Consider the following 19,111-nt stretch of genomic DNA (forward strand, 5'->3'; position numbering starts at 1 on the left):
TCAGCGGTGGTTGTCTGAATCGCTGGTGACCACCTGTTTCACGCTGGCGGTGTCGACGATGTCTCCGCAGTCGATCGCGGCCTGGATCTCCTCGGCTTTCTCATCGGGGACGAGTGGGATCTCCTCGCCGTCGCAGTCGACGAACTTCCCATCGATGAATTTGTCGCCCTCGCGCAGATCCTTGAGGTTCGAGGGCGTGAGGAAGCGTGCCGGCTTCGCGGCGTAGACGGAAGCGTTGGTCGAGTTGCCGAAGCGCAGCTCGTTGAACAGGAGGTTGAGCAGCACCGCCATGATCGCGGCCGAGGAGATTCCCGAGTGGAAGATCGTCTGCACCCAGGACGGGAAGTGCTCGTAGAAGTCGGGCTTGACCACGGGGACGAGGGCGAAGGCGAGGGACGCGGAGACGATGATGAGGTTCATATTGCCCTCGAACTTCACCTCCTTGAGGTTGCGGATGCCTGATCCCGACACGGTTCCGAAGAGGATGAAGCCGGCGCCGCCGAGGACGGGCATCGGCACCGCAGCGACGACCTGACCGAGCACGGGCATGAGCCCCAGGAGGATGAGGATGACGCCGCCCGCGGAGACGACGAAGCGGGAGCGGACTCCTGTCAGCGCCACGAGGCCCACGTTCTGCGCGAAGGCCGATTGGGTGAAGGAGCCGAAGAAGGGTGCGATGACCGAGGAGGCCATGTCGGCGCGCAGGCCGGCCGCGACCCGCTTCTTGTCGACCGGGGTGCCGATGATCTCGCCGACGGCCAGCACATCGGCCGCGGTCTCGGTCTTGATGACGAGGATGACGATGAGCATCGACCCGATCGCTGCGAGGTCGAAGGTCGGTGCGCCGAAGGGCAGCAGACCCGGGATCGCCACGGGGGCACCCTGCCCGACCTCGGAGAAGTCGGTCATGCCCATGGCGGCACCGATGCCCGTGCCGATGATGAGACCGAGCAGAATCGACAGCCGCGAGATGGCGGCCGAGCCGACCTTGCTCAGCAGCAGGATGACGGCGAAGGTGATGAAGGCCAGGGCGATGTTCTGCACTGAGCCGTAGTCCGCAGCGGCCTCATCGCCGCCCATGGCCCAATTGGCGGCCGTCGGGATGAGCGTGAGTCCGATGGCAGTGATGACCACCCCGGTGACCACGGGTGGGAAGAAGCGGATGATCCGCGCGAAGAACGGGGCGACGACGAAGCCGATGACGCTGGCGACGATGACCGCGCCGAAGATGTCGCTGAGACTGCCGCCGCCGGTGAGAATGGCGAGCATCGTCGCGACTCCGGCAAAGGAGACGCCCTGGATGAGCGGCAGCTTCGATCCGACGAGGGGGAAGCCGATGCTCTGGATGAGTGTGGCGATGCCGCCGACGAAGAGGCTGGCGGTGACCAGCGCGACGAGCTGATCGCCATCGACTCCGGCTGCCTTGCCGATGATGAGGGGCACCGCGATGATGCCGCCGTACATCGTGAGGACATGCTGGAGCCCGTATGCGAAGAGCTTGGGCACAGGGAGCCACGCGTCTTCGGGTCGCTTGGACCCGGGCGGGAGGGACTTCGTCGTCGATTTCTCGGTCATATCTCAGCCTTCCGGAGTAAGCCTCATTACTCTTCCGTATCGTGGATTCGATCTTCCACAAAGTGTGATCTCCACTACGTTCTGCCTCTTTTTCTGCGAAGTCAGATAGGGGATTCGGGTAGCTGATCTCGACATTCGGGGCAAGTTGTCGGCACTCCGCAGCTGTCGAGAATTTCCGACTAATCCGCCTCGGCGGGTTGACTCCGTCTCAGTTGCCTGCCTATGCTTGATTTCATCAAACGGAAATAAGTTTCCACAATACGGAAAACATGAATCCACACTCGCAGCGACGCGAAGGAGAATCCCATGACGACATTCGATTTCACCAATGCCGACAGCTACATCCTCAACTGCTCCACCCTGCTCACCGAGCTGCCCGTGATGGAGCGGGCGCAGGCGGCCAAGGATGCCGGCTTCAGCCAGGTCGAGTTCTGGTGGCCCTTCGACGGCAACCCGAGGCCCACCTCGGCGGAGGTCGATGAGTTCATCGCCTCGCTTAACAACGCGGGCGTCGAACTCAAAGGCCTGAACTTCTGGGCCGGGAACATGGCTGGCGGCGACCGCGGCATGGTCTCGATCAAGGGCGCCGAGGCCGACTTCGCGGCCAACGTCGACATCGTCGTCGAGATCGGCCGTCGCACCGGCTGCCGCGCCTTCAACGCCCTCTACGGTCTGCGCACCGAAGGCCAGACGCCCGAAGAGCAGGACGAGGTGGCCGTGGCCAACCTCAAGCTCGCCGCCGACGCCGTGGCCGCCATCGAGGGAACAGTCCTCGTCGAGCCCGTCTCCGGAGCAGATGGCTACCCGCTCAAGCGCGCCTCCGACGCCGCCGAGGTGGTCGATCGGGTCCGTGCTCAGGGCGTTGCCAACATCGCCGTCCTCGCCGACTTCTTCCACATGTCGATCAACGGCGACGATGTGGCCGCAGTCATCGAAGCCGACGCCGCGAAGTTCGGACACATCCAGATCGCCGACGCCGCCGGCCGCGGAGCACCAGGCACGGGTGAGCTGCCCCTGCAGGACTGGATCAACCGTTCCTACGAACTCGGCTACACCGGCTCCATCGCCCTCGAATACAAGCAGGACCGCGCCACAGCATTCGAATGGCTCGCGAACTGAATCTGCCTCCACTTCCAGCACTCTGCACCAGATAGGACACGAACATGAGCAAGACAATCGCATTCATCGGACTCGGAATCATGGGCCTGCCGATGGCCAAGAACCTCGTCAGTGCCGGCTTCACCGTCCGCGGCTACAACCGCTCACCCGAGAAGGCCACTGAACTCGCGAAAGCGGGCGGCCAGGCCGCAGGCACCATCGCCGAGGCGGTCGACGGTGCCGATGTCATCATCACCATGGTCCCGGACTCGCCCGACGTCGAAGACGTCCTCACCCGTGAGGACGGCATCCTCGCCCACGCCAAGTCCGGCGCGTACTGGATCGACAACTCGACCATCCGCCCCGACGTCGCCAAGAGCCTCTCCGCTCAGGCAGCTGAGAAGGGGCTCAAGCCTCTCGACGCACCGGTCTCCGGTGGCGAAGCTGGCGCGGTCAGCGGTGCGCTGTCGATCATGGTCGGCGGAGACCAAGCCGACTTCGACGCCGTGGTCGATGTCTTCGATGCCGTCGGCAAGACCGTCGTCCTCGTTGGGCCCTCGGGCTCGGGCCAGACCGTGAAGGCCGCGAACCAGCTCATCGTCGCCGGAAACATCGAACTCCTCGCCGAGGCTGTCGTCTTCCTCGAGGCCTACGGAGTCGAGACCACCTCGGCGCTGCAGGTCCTCGGCGGGGGACTGGCCGGATCGAAGGTTCTCGAGCAGAAGGGGCAGAAGATGCTCGACCGCTCCTTCGACCCCGGGTTCCGACTCGCCCTGCACCACAAGGACATGGGCATCGTCACCGCAGCTGCCCGCGAAGCCGGCGTCGCGATCCCACTCGGATCGGCCGTCGCCCAGCTTGTGGCCTCGACCGTCCAGCAGGGCAACGGGGGACTCGACCACTCGGGTCTGTTCACCGTCGTCGAGCAGCTCTCGGGCAAGAAATAATCCCCACCACTATCCGGACCGGCGACAGCGTCGTCGCCGGTCCACTGAACTTCGGTCCTTGACTGGGCCACTGAAACGAAGGAAGAACAATGACACGTATGCGCGCAGTTGACGCAGTGGTGCTCATCCTCGAAAAGGAAGGCGCCACGGAAACATTCGGCCTGCCGGGCGCGGCCATCAACCCGCTGTACTCGGCGATGAAGGCCCACGGCGGAAATCGCCACACACTGGCCCGCCACGTCGAAGGGGCCTCCCACATGGCCGACGGGTACACACGGGCAGCGGCCGGGAACATCGGCATCTGCCTCGGCACCTCGGGACCGGCCGGCACCGACATGATCACCGGACTCTACGCCGCAGCCGCGGACTCGCAGCCCATCCTGTGCATCACCGGACAGGCTCCCGTCGCGGTCCTCGACAAGGAGGACTTCCAGGCCGTGGACATCGCCTCCATCGCGAAGCCCGTGACCAAGATGGCCAAGACCGTGCTCGAGGCCGGTCAGGTCCCCGGGGTCTTCCAGTCGGCCTTCCAGCTGATGCGCTCGGCCCGTCCCGGACCGGTGCTCATCGACCTGCCGATCGATGTCCAGCAGACCGAGATCGATTTCGACATCGACACCTACGAACCGTTGGTGCCATCGAAGCCGGCGGCAACCTCTGCGCAGGCGGAGAAGGTCCTCGACCTCATCGCAGCGGCGAAGCACCCGCTCATTATCGCCGGCGGCGGCATCTTCAACGCCGATGCCGCGGACAAGCTCGTCGAATTCGCCGAGGCGACCTCGATCCCGGTCTCGCCGACCCTGATGGGCTGGGGCGCGATTCCGGACGACCACCCGCTGCAGGCAGGCATGGTCGGCATCCAGACCCACGTGCGCTACGGCAATGCCTCGTTCCTGGAATCCGACCTGGTCATCGGCATCGGCAACCGCTGGGCCAACCGTCACACCGGTGACCTGAGGGTCTATCGCAAGGGCCGGAAGTTCGTCCATATCGACATCGAGCCGACCCAGATCGGGCGCGTGTTCTCACCCGACTACGGTGTCGTCTCCGATGCCGGAGCCGCCCTCGATGCTCTGCTCACGGCCGCACGCGGTCGCAGCGGCGGCGCGAGCCTGCCGGACTTCACCGGCTGGGCCGGCGAGTGCACGGATCGGAAGTCCACCGAGCACCGCAAGACCAACTACACGGACATGCCGATCAAGCCGCAGCGCGTCTACCAGGAGATGAACGCTGCCTTCGATGAGGACGTGACCTATGTGTCGACGATCGGCCTGAGCCAGATCGCCGGGGCGCAGATGCTCCACGTGTACAAGCCGCGCCACTGGATCAACGCGGGTCAGGCCGGACCCTTGGGCTGGACCGGACCGGCCGCGCTGGGTGTGGCGAAGGCCAAGCCGGATGAGACCGTGGTCGCGCTCTCCGGTGACTACGACTTCCAGTTCATGATCGAGGAGCTCGCCGTCGGTGCGCAGCACAAGATCCCGTACCTGCATGTCGTCGTCAACAACTCCTACCTAGGCCTGATCCGTCAGTCACAGCGCGGCTTCGACATGGACTACGAGGTGTCGTTGGCCTTCGAGAACATCAACTCCTCGGGTGAGGCCGCGAGCTACGGCGTCGACCATGTGGCCGTCGCACAAGGCTTGGGCTGCAAGGCGCTGCGCGTCGAAGACCCCGAGCTCATCGGCGAGGGGCTGCGGGTGGCGAAAGAGCTCATGAGTGAGCACCAGGTGCCAGTGGTACTCGAGGTCATCCTCGAGCGCGTCACGAACATCTCGATGGGGGCCGCCCTCGACGCGATCAACGAGTTCGACGTCCTCGCCCAGACTCCGGCAGATGCGCCCACCGCGCTGACGCCGATGGGTGAACTGGCCGCGGCGAAGTAGTTGGGGCGCGGCCGGCGCGGCGCGGTTCAGTAGCCGCGCCAGATGTCGGCTGCATCACAATTGGTATACCATAGTCCCGGGAGCGTCGGAGGGTTGGTTCCGACACTCCCGGGACTTGTCTGACATGCTTGGCGAGACACGTCGCAGCAGACATCGGGCATCGATGCCGTGGAAACGACCGGGATCGATGCCGAGCAGAGAACTTGGCCTGCGGGCCGGTGAAACGAGGAGGATGCATGAACGTCGATGACGCCGGTACACAGGGTCCTGACCAGGACTTCGACCTGATCATTCGGGCACAGCGGGCAGTTCTGCCCGAGGGCGTGAGCGCGGCCGAGATCGGCGTTCGTGCGGGCAAGATCGTCGAGGTCGCCACCGGGGGAGCGGTGCTCAGCGGTGCCGCCTCGGCGGATGCGAAGGTTGTCGACGTCGATGAGTCGCAGGTTCTCCTGCCCGGGCTCGTCGATTCGCACGTGCATGTCAATGACCCGGGCCGCAGCGAATGGGAAGGCTTCGCCAGCGCCACCCGCGCCGCAGCCGCCGGCGGGGTGACGACGATCGTCGACATGCCGCTGAACTCCCTGCCGCCGACCGTCAACGTCGAATCCCTCGACATCAAGCGCGAAGTAGCCGCATCCAAGGCATTCATCGATGTCGGCTTCTGGGGCGGGGCGATCCCCGGCAATACCGGTGACCTCAAGCCCCTCTTCGACGCGGGCGTCTACGGTTTCAAGTGCTTCCTCGAAGACTCGGGAGTCGATGAGTTCCCACCGCTGGAGCCAGATGAGCTGCGCGCCGATCTGGCCGAGCTCGCGAAGTACGACGGCCTGCTCATCGTCCACGCCGAGGACCACTCGGTCATGGCCGAGGCCCCGAAGAACTCGGGCCGCAAGTTCAGCGACTTCCTCGCCTCCCGCCCGCGCGAGGCCGAGAACGTCGCGATCGCACGGGTCATCGAGGCCGCCCGCGAGACCGGTGCCCGCGCCCACATCCTGCACCTGTCATCGGCAGATGCGCTGCCGCAGATCGCCGCGGCCAAGGCCGAGGGCGTGAAGCTCACCGTTGAGACCTGCCCCCACTACCTCGTGTTCACCGCCGAGGAGATCCCGGACGGAGCGACGACGCACAAGTGCTGCCCGCCGATCCGTGAGGAATCCAACCGCGAGGCCCTGTGGCAGGGCCTGGTCGACGGCACGATCGACTGCATCGTCTCCGACCATTCGCCCTCGACGGCCGAACTCAAACTGCTCGACACCGGCGACTTCGGGGCAGCCTGGGGCGGAATCTCCTCGCTGCAGCTGGGTCTCTCCCTTGTATGGACCGAGGCCGCCAAGCGCGGCATCGACCTTGCCGAGGTGGTGGCCTGGATGTCCAGTGCCCCCGCCTCCGTCGCTGGAGTGGAGAACAAGGGCGCGATCGCACTCGGCAACGACGCGGACTTCGCAGTCTTCGCTCCCGACGAGGAGTGGACGGTCGCAGCCGCCGAGCTCTACCACCGCAACCAGATCAGCGCCTACGACGCCCGCACCGTCCGCGGCGCCGTCAAGCAGACGATCCTCCGCGGCGCCCCCGTGAACTTCGACGAGCCCCAGGGCCACCTCCTCCGCGCCCGCTGAGGCGCGCCTCGCAAGGGGCTTCATCGTTACAGCAACCTTCCGGGCGCTGAGCAACCTTTAGCGGGGTTGCTCAGCGCCCGGAAGGTTGCTCAGTTTGATGACGCGAAGCATTCGGGTTGCTGAGGTACGAAGTTGTTGCTGACGATACGACCACCTCTGTGCACAGGTTTATCCACAGAATCGCGGAATATGTTGCTGTTTGCTGTTGAATGATGCAATTTAGTTGTTATGTATGCGCACATCACCGCCGCACGTCTGGTTCGCTTGGGATTCTCTCGAGAGGAAATCCGGCGAGCGCTGCGCTGCTGCCTGCGCAGGGTGGCGCGAGGCCGATATGTCACCGAGTTCGTCTGCGCTGATGCAGCTCATAGCGAGCTTTGGGAATCGATCAAGAGCGGTTCCAGCAGTGAGTTCGTCCAATTCGGGGATATCCGGGACCAGGTCGAGAGACTCAAGGTACTTATCCGGGCTCGAGCAGAGCATCTTCAGGAGGGTCTGCTCAGTCGGAGTACTCCACGTGGAGGAGAAATCTTCAGCCACCTGTCCGCAGCGCTCATCCATGAACTGCCCGTGAGCTCCCTCAGCGAGCATCGGGTGGAAGTTGTACGGCCAAAGGTCAGCCGCACTTATACCAATCTGCGGGTCCGGCGTCGTTTGATACCTCAAACCCAGATGGTCAAGATCGGCATATATGCAGTGACCTCACTGGAGCGGTCGCTCATCGACGTAGCGCGTGACTATCCGCTGAGCGTCTCAGTGCCGATGCTCGACCATGCTTTGCGCTGTGGCTCTGCAGATCTCGACGATGTGAGGACGGTTGTCTCTGCCTGCGTTGAGATAGAGGGTTCGCGAAATGTGGAGAACGCTCTTGAGCTAGCCGACGGTCGTCGGGAATCCGTCGCCGAATCGGTCTGTGCTGTGCGATTCTACGAGTTCGGAATTGTCGGATTCCTCCCACAGGTGAACATCTTCGACACTGCCCGGAACTGGTTGGGACGAGTCGACTTCTGCCATGAGAAGGCCAAGATCATCGTCGAGGTCGACGGAATGGGTAAGTACGGACTCGGCTCCGGGGATCCGAAGAAGGAGATCGAGAAGGAGAAGCTGCGGGAGTCGGCCCTCAGCGCCGCGGGCTATCTGGTGATCCGGTTGACCTGGAGGCAGCTCTACCGATCAGAGCTCTTCCATCACATCCTCAATGCAACTGCCACGCGGCTCTCGTCGAACTGAGCAACCTTTCGGGCGCGTAGCAACCTCGCTAAAGGTTGCCAAGCGCCGGGAAGGTTGCTCAGCCGTGCAAGAAGAGCTGGCGTCAGGCGCCGAGCTTTTCGCGGAGGCGGGCGACGTGGCCGTCGGCGTCGACGTTGTATTCGACGTCGGAGAGGGTGCCGTCTTCGGCGATGACGAAAGTAGAGCGCAGCGTGCCTTCGAAGGTGTTGCCGTTGATCGTCTTCTCACCAAACGATCCGTAGGTCTGCGCGAGTTCTGCACCCGGGTCAGAGAGCAGTGGGAAGGTCAGCTGCTGGTCGTCCGTGAACGCCTGCAGTGCCTCAGCGTCGTCGGGGGAGACCCCGAGCACCTGGAATCCTGCAGCGGCCAGGGACGAGAAGTTGTCGCGGAAGTCGCAGGCCTCTGTCGTGCAGCCGGGTGTTGCGGCCTTCGGGTAGAAGTAGAGGATGACCTTCTGCCCGGCGAAGTCCGCCTTCGAGTAGGTCTTTCCGCTGGCATCGGCCAGGGAGAAATCCGGTGCGGTCTGTCCGACTTCGAGCTGTGTCGCCATGATGATGCGTCCTTTCGTAGATGACTGCTTGTGATGGTGATGGTCAGTACTGTTGCGCGCCCGCGACGCCTGCGCGCGTACCTGCGCCCACGAGCGCGCACGCGTGAGCCGCCGTGGCTTCGATGAGCTCCTCGGCGCGGCCGGAGAGCTCGGCAAGGTCGGCCGGGCCCTGCGCGATCGCCAAGGCCGCGGTGATGCCGGCCTCGCGGCATTCGGCGGGGCTGAGGGCGACGCGGCCTGCGACGACGATGATCCTCGCCGAGGCGGGGGCATAGTCGCGTACGGCCGCGACGACCTTCCCACCCAGGGACTGGGAGTCGAAGGATCCTTCGCCCGTGAGCACGATATCGGCGGCGGCCAGGGCCTCGGTCAGCCCCACAGCCTCGGCGACCATCGTCGACCCGGGCACCACCTCGGCGCCTACTAGGCTCGTCAGAGCCAGCGGGATGCCACCGGCGGCACCGAAGCCCGGTGTCGCCGCAAGCGACGACGCTTCCGCTGGCGAGTCGGCGAGCACCTCGGCGAGGTGGGCCAGGCCGGAGTCGAGGACGGCAACGGACGCGGCATCGGCGCCCTTCTGCGGACCGAAGACCGCGGCAGCTCCACGGGGGCCGGTGAGCGGATTGTCGACGTCGACGGCGATGCGCCAGCGGACCTGAAGGGCACGCGGATCCAGCGCTGAGGCATCGACGGCGGCCAGGGCCGACAGCCCACCGCCACCGGGAGCGATGGGGGCACCGGAGGAGTCAGTGAAGGCTGCGCCCAGGGCCATGGCGATGCCGACGCCGCCATCGGTGCTCGCCGAGCCCCCGATGCACAGCAGGATCTCTTCGACCCCCTGGTCCAGGACGTGGCGGGCGATGAGGCCCACGCCGTAGGTGTCGGCGCGCTCGGGTGCGAGGGCGACGTCGGAGACCTGGGGGAGGCCGTTGGCCTGAGCGGCCTCGATGACCGCGGTCTTTCCATCGGCGGAGATGCCGAACAGGGCGCTCGTCGGCCGGCCCAGGGCGTCGACGACCTCGACGGAACGGGCCGGGGTGCCCCACACGGCGAGCAGCGCGTCGAGGGTTCCCTCGCCGCCGTCGGCGAAGGGCAGGTCGGTGATCTGCGAGTCGGGGAACACTTGGCGGGCACCGCGAGCCAAGGCGGCGGCCGCGGCGGGGGCGCTGGCCGAACCCTTGAAGGAATCGGGCGCGCAGACGATCGTGGGTGCTTCCATACTCATGACGTCATTCAACCTCATTGTCGAGAAAACGATGGCCAAGTGCCCAGAACGCGGACTGCGCGTGGGACTCTTCCACCATTATCCGCTTTGTGGAATAACTTTTCCAAATTCAACAGGAAAGTGCCTTCAGCGACAACGCCAGGAATTTGACTTAGCGCGAACCTGGGGTCAAACTCGAAGCAGTTAAATGGAAATAATCTTCCGTGATGTGAAACACATTCTCAGTGCTTGAGCATCTCGATTTTCTCAGGAGGTCAATGTGGACCTAAGCGAGTTCAATCAGCTGTCGACCGACGATGCCCGCGCGAGTCTGCGCCCGTGCCTGGACGTCGACCGGTGGATCGACGGGGTCGTCGCCGCACGTCCGTTCTCCACTGTGGAAGCCGCCCTCGAGGCCGCCCGCACCAGCGCCGCTCCGCTGACCGATGACGAGATCAATCAGGCCATGTCCCACCATCCCCGAATCGGCGAGAAGGCCGAAGGCTCTTCCGCCGAGGCGGCCCATTCCTCCCGTGAGCAGGCGGGCCTGGGAGCCCTTGACGGTGACGTCCAGGAACGACTCGCTGCAGGCAACGCCGCCTACGAAGAGCGCTTCGACCGCGTCTTCCTCATCCGCGCAGCCGGTCGCAGCCCCGAGGAGATCCTCGCCGAGCTGCAGCGCCGCATGGCCAACACCGACACCGACGAACTCGCCGAGGTCGGCGAGCAGCTGATCCAGATCGCCGCACTCAGACTCGAAGGAATCCTCGCATGAGCTTCATCTCCGCCCACGCCCTCGACTCCACACTCGGCACCCCTGCCGCCGACCTCGAGGTCACGCTCTACTCCGGCACCGAGGTGCTCGCCAATGCCCGCACCGACGGAAACGGTCGTGTCTCGGAATTCGGACCGGACCACCTCGGCGCCGGTGATTATCGGATCGTATTCGGTACCGGTGCCTACTTCGAGGCTCAGAGGCAGGATCATTTCCACCCCCAGGTCACGATCGACTTCACGGTCAAGGCGGGCGAGGCGCACTATCACATACCATTGTTGCTGAGTCCGTTCGCGTACAGCACCTACCGCGGCAGCTGAGCAGCTGAGCGGGCAGCACCACCCATAAGACATCAGGGGAAGCAGGCCCCCTGCAGGATCATGATCCTCAACAAACCGCCGAAGTTCGCTGGGTTCGACGCCCGGCAACCTCGCAAATCAATTGGTCACAGCGGCCATGTCGGACTCGGTGACGAGGCCGGCGCGGTTGCTGGCATAGCAACAGGAGCAAGAAGATGAGCAAGGTGAAACTGACAACGAATCAGTACGGCAAGGCGGAGAACCGTTTGATGAGGGTCTACCGTGACTCCGAACGTCACGAGATCCGCGACCTCAACGTCACCTCCCAGTTGTGGGGCGACTTCGAGACCGCACACACCGAGGGCAACAACGAACACGTCGTCGCCACCGACACCCAGAAGAACACGGTCTTCGCCAAGGCCAAGGAACTCGGAGTGACCTCACCCGAACAGTTCCTCCTCGGCCTCGGTGAGCACTTCACCTCCAGCTTCGACTGGGTCACCGGCGGACGCTGGGCGGCCGAAGAGTACGGCTGGTCGCGCATCAACGACCACAACCACTCGTTCTACAAGTCGGCGCCCGAGACCCGCACCGCGGTCCTGACCCGCGACGGCGACGCCAGCACCCTGATCTCCGGCTTCTACGGACTCACTGTGCTCAAGACCACGGAATCAGGATTCGTCGGCTACCCGAAGGACAAGTACACGACCCTGCCGGAGACCGACGACCGCATCCTCGCCACCGACATCGCGACCCGTTGGATCTACAACACCACGGATCTCGACTTCGAAGGCGTGTACACGAAGGTCAAGGAGATCATCCTCGACTCGTTCACCGACCACTACTCGCATGCCCTGCAGCACACCCTGTACCAGATGGGTGAGAAGGTCATCGATGCTGTGCCGGAGATCGACGAGATTCGTTTCTCCTGCCCGAACAAGCACCATTTCCTCTACGACATCGAGCGCTTCGGACTGGAGAACCCGAACGAAGTGCTCATCGTCGCTGATCGCCCGTACGGGTTGATCGAGGCCACCTTCACCCGTGACGGGGTGGAGGAGAACAAGGACGCCTGGGCGCAGATCGCCGGCTTCTGCTGATAATTTCCATAGTCGGGTCCACGGGAAGCACCTTCCCGTGGGCCTGACGTGTTTGAGAGGGAGAACTATGACCCAGGACACAACCTCGGCGATCCCGAGGGGAACCGGTGACGAAGAGATCGACGAGTGGCTCGAGTCCTGGGAGGGGCTTGTCAACCAGCGTGGAACCCTGCGTGCGGCCGAGATCATGGAGGCCCTGCGCCGCCGTGCCGCATCGAACTCGGTGGCCCAGCCGAAGGTCACGACCACGGACTACGTGAACACGATCCCGGCCGATCAGGAACCTGCCTACCCGGGCGATGAGCGCCTCGAGCGCAAGTACCGCAAATGGCTGCGCTGGAACGCCGCGATGCTCGTCCACCGGGCCCAGCGTCCCGAGATCTCCGTCGGCGGACACATCTCGACCTACGCCGGTGCCGCGACCCTCTACGAGATCGGGTTCAACAACTTCTTCCGCGGCCAGAACCACCCCGGCGGCGGCGACCAGGTCTTCTTCCAGGGCCACGCCTCACCCGGCATGTACGCCCGGGCCTACCTCGAGAACCGCCTGAGCGACAAGCAGCTCGACGGCTTCCGACAGGAGGCCTCGAAGGCACCCAACGGCATGAGCTCCTACCCGCACCCACGCCTGATGCCCGACTTCTGGCAGTTCCCGACCGTGTCGATGGGGCTGGGCCCGATCAACTCGATCTACCAGGCGCAGATGAACCGCTATCTGCACAATCGCGGCATCAAGGACACCTCCGACCAGCGCGTCTGGGCCTTCCTCGGCGACGGCGAGATGGACGAACCGGAATCACGCGGTGCACTCCAGCTGGCCGCCAACGAGGGCCTGGACAACCTCACCTACGTCATCAACTGCAACCTGCAGCGCCTCGACGGACCCGTGCGCGGCAACGGCAAGATCGTGCAGGAACTCGAAGCGGTCTTCACCGGCGCCGGCTGGAACGTCATCAAGGTGCTGTGGGGTCGCGAATGGGACGCCCTGCTCGACGCCGACCACACCGGCTCGCTGGTGCGGATCATGAACGAGACGCTCGACGGTGACTACCAGACCTTCAAGGCCGAGTCCGGCGGGTTCATCCGCGACAACTTCTTCGGTCGTTCACCGGAGACGAAGGGCCTCGTCGAGCACCTGAGCGACGACGACATCTGGAACCTCAAGCGCGGCGGCCACGACTACCACAAGGTCTTCGCCGCCTACCAGCAGGCAGTGAACACGACCGGCAAGCCGACCGTCATCCTTGTCCAGACGGTCAAGGGCTACGGCCTGGGCACGACCTTCGAGTCGCGCAACGCCACCCACCAGATGAAGAAGTTCACCGCCGCAGACGTCAAAGCCTTCCGCGACCGGATGGACATCCCGATCACCGACAAGGTCATCGACGAAGACCCCTACGCGGTGCCCTACTACCACCCGGGCAACGACGCTGAAGAGATTCAGTACATGCTCGAAAAGCGGAAGTCACTGGGCGGGTTCCTGCCCAACCGGAAGCCCGAGAACAGCAAGAAGACCCTGCCCGCGGTCTCCGACAAGGCCTTCTCGCAGACGAAGAAGGGCTCGGGCCACCAGCAGGCCGCGACCACCATGGCCTTCGTCCGCCTGCTCAAGGACCTCATGCGGGAGAAGGGCATCGGCAATCGGATCGTGCCCATCATCCCTGATGAGGCGCGCACCTTCGGTATCGACGCGTTCTTCCCGACCGCGAAGATCTACAACCCGAACGGGCAGAACTACCTCGCCGTCGACCGCGAGCTGTTCCTGTCCTACAAGGAAGCGACCTCGGGTCAGCTGCTCCACGTCGGCATCAACGAGGCCGGTGCTGCGGCAGGCTTCACGGCCGCCGGCACCGCGTACTCGACGCACGGCGAGCCGATGATCCCGATCTACGTCTTCTACTCGATGTTCGGCTTCCAGCGCACCGGCGATGCCTTCTGGGCCGCCGGTGACCAGATGACCCGCGGGTTCATCATCGGCGCCACCGCCGGACGCACCACGCTGACCGGTGAGGGACTCCAGCACGCCGACGGCCACTCGCCGGTGCTGGCCGCGACCAACCCGGCTGTGCGGATCTACGACCCGGCCTTCGGCTACGAAATCGGGCACATCATGCGCGATGGCCTGCACCGTATGTACGGCGAGCACGACCTCGGCGACGACGCCCGCAACGTCATGTACTACCTGACCGTGTACAACGAGCCGATGCTCCAGCCGGCCGAGCCGGAGGATGTCGACGTCGATGGGATCCTGCGCGGGATCCATCGCGTGGCAGAAGCCGGCACCGGCGCCGAGGCTGGGGCAGGGGATCGCCCGCAAGCTCAGCTGCTCGCGTCCGGAGTCGCAGTCCCGTGGGCCCTTGAGGCCCGTGGTCTGCTGGCCCAGGAATGGGGAGTGGACGCGGCTGTCTGGTCGGTCACCTCATGGGCCGAGCTGCGCCGCGACGCTCTGAAATGCGAGGCCGAGAAGCTCGAGAACTTCGAGGCCGAGCCGCGTACGCCCTATGTGCGTGAGCGCCTGGGCTCCGAGGCCGGGCCGATTGTGGCAACGAGTGACTTCGACTCCACGCAGCCGGACCTCATCCGGCCGTTCCTCAAGCAGGACTTCGCAACCCTGGGTGCTGACGGATTCGGGTTCTCCGACACGCGTGCAGCAGCGAGGCGCCACTTCAAGATCGACGCCCACTCGATGGTCGTGCGCACCCTGCAGCTGCTGGCCGACCGCGGCGAGATCGCCCGCACGGTGCCAGTTGAGGCGGCGAAGAAGTACCGCCTGAACGAGGTCAACGCAGGAACCTCAGGAACCGCCGGAGGCGATTCCTGAGAAAGCAGCTCACTTGTTGGCTGATCAGCCTGGGCTGCTCAGCCTGAATGAGGCGAGACAACGCCGGAGCTCCGAGCCGACTGTGTGTGCACAGGGGGCTCGGAGCTCCGGCGTTGTCGCGAGGGCGGAAGGGGTGGCCCAGTGCATTCCGCGGCTGGAGAGTCTGGCTCAGGCGCCACGGCGCATGTCGTCCGAGATCGCCTCGGCGGCTGAGCGCAGCAGCGGGATGGCGCGATCTGAGAAGGCCTTGTCGACGCGGCTGATGGGTCCGGACACGGAGATGGCCAGGGGAGCGGGCGCCTCGGGGATCGACATTGCGAAGCAGCGCACACCCAGCTCCTGTTCCTGCTCATCGATGGAGTAGCCGCGGTCGCGGATGCGCTCGAGCTCGGTTTCGAGGTCGTCGACGGTGCCGATGCTGTACTGCGTGGGGGTGGGCATGCCCGCGGTCGTCACGATGTGACGCACCTGCTCGGAATCGAGGCCTGCGAGCATCGCCTTGCCCACTCCGGTGTCGTGCATATGGGCACGGCGGCCCACCTCGGTGAACATGCGCATCTGGTGCTGCGAGGCCACCTGGTCGACGTAGACGACCATGTCGCCGTCGATGGTCGCGACGTTCGCGGACTCGCCGAGTTCGTCCACGAGGGTCCGCAGGTAGGGACGGGCGATGGCACCCAGCTGGGCGCCGGCGAGGTTGCCGAGGCGAATGAGGCCCGGTCCCAGCGCATAGCCGCGGTTGGGCAGCTGACGCACCACGCCGAGGTTGACCAGAGTGTTGAGCAGGCGGTGGATCGTCGGCAGGGGGAGGCTGACCTCGGCGGCGATGTGGCTCAGGGTTGCCGACCCCGAGGAATTCGCGATGCATTCGAGGAGTCCGAAGGCGCGCTCGACGGATTGGACGCCGCCCTTCGTCTGGCGGATCGCAGGGGCCTTCGTGTCATTGCTGGTCATCCCAGTTCCTCTTCCTCGTCCATAGAAATTCGTGTTCGCGGATATGCCGGACAGGCTCGACGCTGAGTGCCGCCGGCTGAAAGCGCTGATCGCTGAGCAAGGGATCGCTCAGCGAAACTGTCACTCAGTCTAGACCTGAAATGGAAGAAAGTTTCCGCTACAGAGCATTCTGGCTAGATTTTCCACTATACAGAAGATATTATCCGTAATACGGAAAAGACTTATCAGAGAGGATAACTCCCATGGCTGTTCCAAGCCCCGGATACTCAATCACTCTTCGCGTGGAGACCGCAGTCGGTCGGACATCGACGTCCGATCTCGTGGCCTCCGCCGCTGCAACCGGTGCCGCGATCACCGCCCTCGACGTCGTCGAGTCCACCCCGCATACGGTGATGATCGACGTCAGCGCCGATACCCGCGATGTCGCCCACTCCGACGAGGTGGCGGCCGCGCTCGGCGCGCTCGACGGCGTCGAGGTCCACAAGGTCTCCGACCGCACCTTCCTGCTCCACCTCGGCGGCAAGCTCGAATCCACCCCCAAGGTGCCGCTGCGCAACCGTGACGACCTCTCCCGCGCCTACACCCCGGGTGTGGCGCGTGTGTGCATGGCCATCGCGGAGAACAAGGCCGATGCCCGCAGGCTCACGATCAAGCGCAACACCGTCGCCGTCGTCACCGACGGCACCGCGGTCCTCGGCCTCGGCGACATCGGCCCCGAAGCCGCGATGCCCGTGATGGAAGGCAAGGCCGTCCTGTTCAAGCAGTTCGCCGGTGTCGACGCCTGGCCCGTGGCCCTGGATACGAAGGACACCGAGGAGATCATCTCGATCTGCAAGGCCATCGCCCCGGCCTACGGCGGCATCAACCTCGAGGACATCTCGGCACCGCGCTGCTTCGAGATCGAGGCCAGGCTCCGTGAAGAGCTCGACATTCCCGTCTTCCACGACGATCAGCACGGCACCGGCATCGTCACGCTGGCCGCGCTGAAGAACGCTCTCAAGGTCGTGGGCCGCAAGCTCGAGGATCAGCGCATCGTCGTCTCCGGCGTCGGTGCCGCCGGCAACGCGATCATCCGCCTGCTCCAGGTCGCCGGTGCCAAGAACATCATCGCCTGCGGACGCAACGGTGCGATCGGACCGAACTCGACCGTCGACACCGAGCACAAGGTGTGGCTGCAGGCCAACACGAACCCTGAGGGCTTCGAGGGCACGCTCAAGGAGGCCGTCGCGGGCTCTGACGTGTTCATCGGCGTCTCGGCCCCGAACGTGCTCGACGGCGCCGACATCCAGGCGATGAACAAGGACGCCCTCGTCTTCGCCATGGCCAACCCGGATCCCGAGGTCGACCCCGCCGAGGCGCTCAAGTACGCGGCCGTCGTGGCCACGGGACGTAGCGACTACCCGAACCAGATCAACAATGTGCTGGCCTTCCCCGGCATCTTCCGCGGACTCCTCGACGCCGAGGCCACCGACATCGACGAGAACATCATGGTCGCCGCAGCCGACGCGATCGCCTCGTGCATCCCGGAGGAGGAACTCCACCCCGGCTATGTGGTGCCCTCGGTCTTCGACCCAGAGGTGGCGACGAAGGTGGCGGCAGCGGTTGCGGCAGTCTCCTCCTGAACATGGACCGGTCTCCTGAAACGGGAGGCCGGTCGACGTTTTATGAGAGACAATGTGGAGAGACCAGTCCTCCCGCGCAACGATGCTACGAAAGAGAATGTGAAATTGGATCAATCAACGTTGACCGACATCGATTCACTCCTGGCGGACACTGACGAGCTGCTGAGCACTCGCTATCCCGGCGACCGTGACGTCCGGCAGCCCGTGCACACCGTCTACGTCCCCGGGCATCTGTCGAGCCCGTCGCTGCCCCGTGAGTGGGGTGCGCAGGCGCTCGACTGCGTCGAAGCCAACGGCGGGATGGTCCAGCTGGCCGAACGCGTCATCATCGCCTCCCGTAAGGAGACGGTGGCACCCGACAGCCAGACAATGCCCAATCTGCACCAGGTCGCCCGGGAAGCAGAGATGCTCGCCGAGGCGGTCACCACAAAGCTGGCCACCGAACCGATCGAAGACCTGCGGCTGGACTTCGAAGACGGGTTCGGCAACCGGGGCGACGCGACCGAGGACGACTGCGTCCGCCAGGCCGCACGCAATGTGATCGCGGGCCTGGACGAGACGGGTGCACCGGCGTTCTTCGGCATCCGGTTCAAATGCATGGAGGCCGAGACCCGGGCGCGCGGTCTGCGCACCCTTGACCTCTTCCTCGCCGAGGTGATCGCCGCCCACGGATCCCTGCCGACGCAGTTGGTGCTCACGCTGCCGAAGGTGAGCACTGTCGCTCAGGTGTCCGCCATGGTCCTCGCCTGCCGAGCGCTTGAGGCCCAGCACGGTCTCGCCGAGGGCTCGATCACCTTCGAGGTGCAGGTCGAGACCCCACAGCTCATCCTCGGCGCCGACGGCACCGTGCCGCTGGCTCCGGTCCTCGACGCGGGAGCCGGGCGCATCACCTCCCTGCACTACGGCACCTACGACTACTCGGCTTCGATGGGCGTCGCCGCCGCCTACCAGGCGATGGATCACCCCGTGGCCGATTTCGCGAAGAACCAGATGATGCTCGCGGTCGCCGGCACCGGCGTCCACCTCTCCGACGGGTCCACGAACATCATGCCCCTCGGCGAGCCCGAGGAGATTCATCGCGCCTGGAGCCTGCACGCCGGACTGGTCCGCAGGCACCTCAAGCGCGGCATCTACCAGGGTTGGGACATGCACCCGCATCAGCTGCCCACCCGCTTCCTCGCCACCTTCCGCTTCTACCGCGAAGGCGCGGAGCGGGCGGCGACCAGGCTGCGCAACTACGTGTTCCAGGAGGACTCGGCCGTCCTCGACGAGCCGGCGACGGCACGGGCACTGGCCCGCTACCTGGGCCGCGGGCTCTCGTGCGGCGCCCACACCGAGGAATTCGTGACCGGCCGGACGAAGATGTCGATCGAAACACTCAACCACATCGCCGCCACCGGCGCGGCCGAGTGACCTGACCAGCCCCGATCTCAA

At 64.9% G+C, this 19,111-nt stretch carries 15 protein-coding genes; 11 read left to right on the top strand and 4 right to left on the bottom strand.

Annotation, left to right across the window (positions count from 1 at the left end):
• Positions 1 to 1,575 carry a nucleobase:cation symporter-2 family protein gene (locus CXR25_RS03980; protein WP_125240432.1) on the bottom strand — a complete coding sequence of 525 codons (1,575 nt, stop codon included), beginning with the start codon at positions 1,573 to 1,575 and terminating at the stop codon, positions 1 to 3.
• Positions 1,576 to 1,881: 306 nt separating this feature from the next.
• On the opposite strand from CXR25_RS03980, the gene CXR25_RS03985 reads away from it, so the two are divergent.
• From CXR25_RS03985 to CXR25_RS18600, 5 genes are all read left to right on the top strand, one after another.
• Positions 1,882 to 2,694, top strand: coding sequence for a hydroxypyruvate isomerase family protein (locus CXR25_RS03985; protein ID WP_125177981.1), 813 nt, complete (start codon positions 1,882 to 1,884; stop codon positions 2,692 to 2,694).
• A 44-nt stretch (positions 2,695 to 2,738) separates the two neighbouring features.
• On the top strand, positions 2,739 to 3,620 hold the full coding sequence (locus CXR25_RS03990) for a 2-hydroxy-3-oxopropionate reductase (protein WP_101598174.1): 882 nt from the start codon (positions 2,739 to 2,741) through the stop codon (positions 3,618 to 3,620).
• 89 nt (positions 3,621 to 3,709) lie between these two features.
• Positions 3,710 to 5,506, top strand: coding sequence for a glyoxylate carboligase (gene gcl, locus CXR25_RS03995; protein WP_125187795.1), 1,797 nt, complete (start codon positions 3,710 to 3,712; stop codon positions 5,504 to 5,506).
• A gap of 236 nt (positions 5,507 to 5,742) precedes the next feature.
• Positions 5,743 to 7,122, top strand: a complete 1,380-nt coding sequence (allB, locus tag CXR25_RS04000) for an allantoinase AllB (protein ID WP_009883245.1) — start codon at positions 5,743 to 5,745, stop codon at positions 7,120 to 7,122.
• A 696-nt stretch (positions 7,123 to 7,818) separates the two neighbouring features.
• Positions 7,819 to 8,352: a DUF559 domain-containing protein gene (locus tag CXR25_RS18600; protein WP_162619313.1), complete on the top strand. Its 534-nt coding sequence runs from the start codon at positions 7,819 to 7,821 to the stop codon at positions 8,350 to 8,352.
• 82 nt (positions 8,353 to 8,434) lie between these two features.
• Here the strand turns inward: CXR25_RS18600 and bcp are convergent, their stop codons facing one another.
• Together bcp and CXR25_RS04015 are read right to left on the bottom strand one after the other, a co-directional pair.
• Positions 8,435 to 8,902, bottom strand: coding sequence for a thioredoxin-dependent thiol peroxidase (bcp, locus tag CXR25_RS04010; protein ID WP_009883242.1), 468 nt, complete (start codon positions 8,900 to 8,902; stop codon positions 8,435 to 8,437).
• A gap of 43 nt (positions 8,903 to 8,945) precedes the next feature.
• Positions 8,946 to 10,121, bottom strand: coding sequence for a glycerate kinase (locus CXR25_RS04015; protein ID WP_125178541.1), 1,176 nt, complete (start codon positions 10,119 to 10,121; stop codon positions 8,946 to 8,948).
• A 265-nt stretch (positions 10,122 to 10,386) separates the two neighbouring features.
• Here CXR25_RS04015 and uraD point away from each other — a divergent pair, with 265 nt between their 5' ends.
• From uraD to aceE, 4 genes are all read left to right on the top strand, one after another.
• Positions 10,387 to 10,881, top strand: coding sequence for a 2-oxo-4-hydroxy-4-carboxy-5-ureidoimidazoline decarboxylase (gene uraD / locus CXR25_RS04020; protein ID WP_009883240.1), 495 nt, complete (start codon positions 10,387 to 10,389; stop codon positions 10,879 to 10,881).
• Entirely contained in the window at positions 10,878 to 11,201 is a 324-nt protein-coding gene (gene uraH, locus CXR25_RS04025) for a hydroxyisourate hydrolase (protein WP_009883239.1), read from the top strand. Before uraD ends, uraH begins: the two co-directional genes overlap by 4 nt.
• A gap of 194 nt (positions 11,202 to 11,395) precedes the next feature.
• The gene (pucL, locus tag CXR25_RS04030; protein ID WP_125240433.1) at positions 11,396 to 12,280 is read left to right on the top strand and encodes a factor-independent urate hydroxylase; all 885 of its coding nucleotides are present in this window, start codon (positions 11,396 to 11,398) and stop codon (positions 12,278 to 12,280) included.
• Positions 12,281 to 12,347: 67 nt separating this feature from the next.
• A complete protein-coding gene (gene aceE / locus CXR25_RS04035; protein ID WP_009883237.1) occupies positions 12,348 to 15,101 on the top strand; it encodes a pyruvate dehydrogenase (acetyl-transferring), homodimeric type in 2,754 nt (917 codons plus the stop codon).
• Positions 15,102 to 15,269: 168 nt separating this feature from the next.
• Here aceE and CXR25_RS04040 read toward each other — a convergent pair whose 3' ends face one another.
• Positions 15,270 to 16,055 carry an IclR family transcriptional regulator gene (locus CXR25_RS04040; RefSeq protein ID WP_009883236.1) on the bottom strand — a complete coding sequence of 262 codons (786 nt, stop codon included), beginning with the start codon at positions 16,053 to 16,055 and terminating at the stop codon, positions 15,270 to 15,272.
• 242 nt (positions 16,056 to 16,297) lie between these two features.
• Here CXR25_RS04040 and CXR25_RS04045 point away from each other — a divergent pair, with 242 nt between their 5' ends.
• Together CXR25_RS04045 and CXR25_RS04050 are read left to right on the top strand one after the other, a co-directional pair.
• Positions 16,298 to 17,677 carry an NAD-dependent malic enzyme gene (locus CXR25_RS04045; protein WP_125240434.1) on the top strand — a complete coding sequence of 460 codons (1,380 nt, stop codon included), beginning with the start codon at positions 16,298 to 16,300 and terminating at the stop codon, positions 17,675 to 17,677.
• Positions 17,678 to 17,782: 105 nt separating this feature from the next.
• Positions 17,783 to 19,090 (top strand): DUF6986 family protein, encoded by a 1,308-nt coding sequence (locus CXR25_RS04050; RefSeq protein WP_009883234.1) that lies wholly within the window; start codon positions 17,783 to 17,785, stop codon positions 19,088 to 19,090.
• The last annotated feature ends 21 nt before the right edge of the window (positions 19,091 to 19,111 follow it).

The sequence above is a fragment of the Brevibacterium aurantiacum genome (assembly GCF_003932995.1).
GTDB lineage: Bacteria > Actinomycetota > Actinomycetes > Actinomycetales > Brevibacteriaceae > Brevibacterium > Brevibacterium aurantiacum.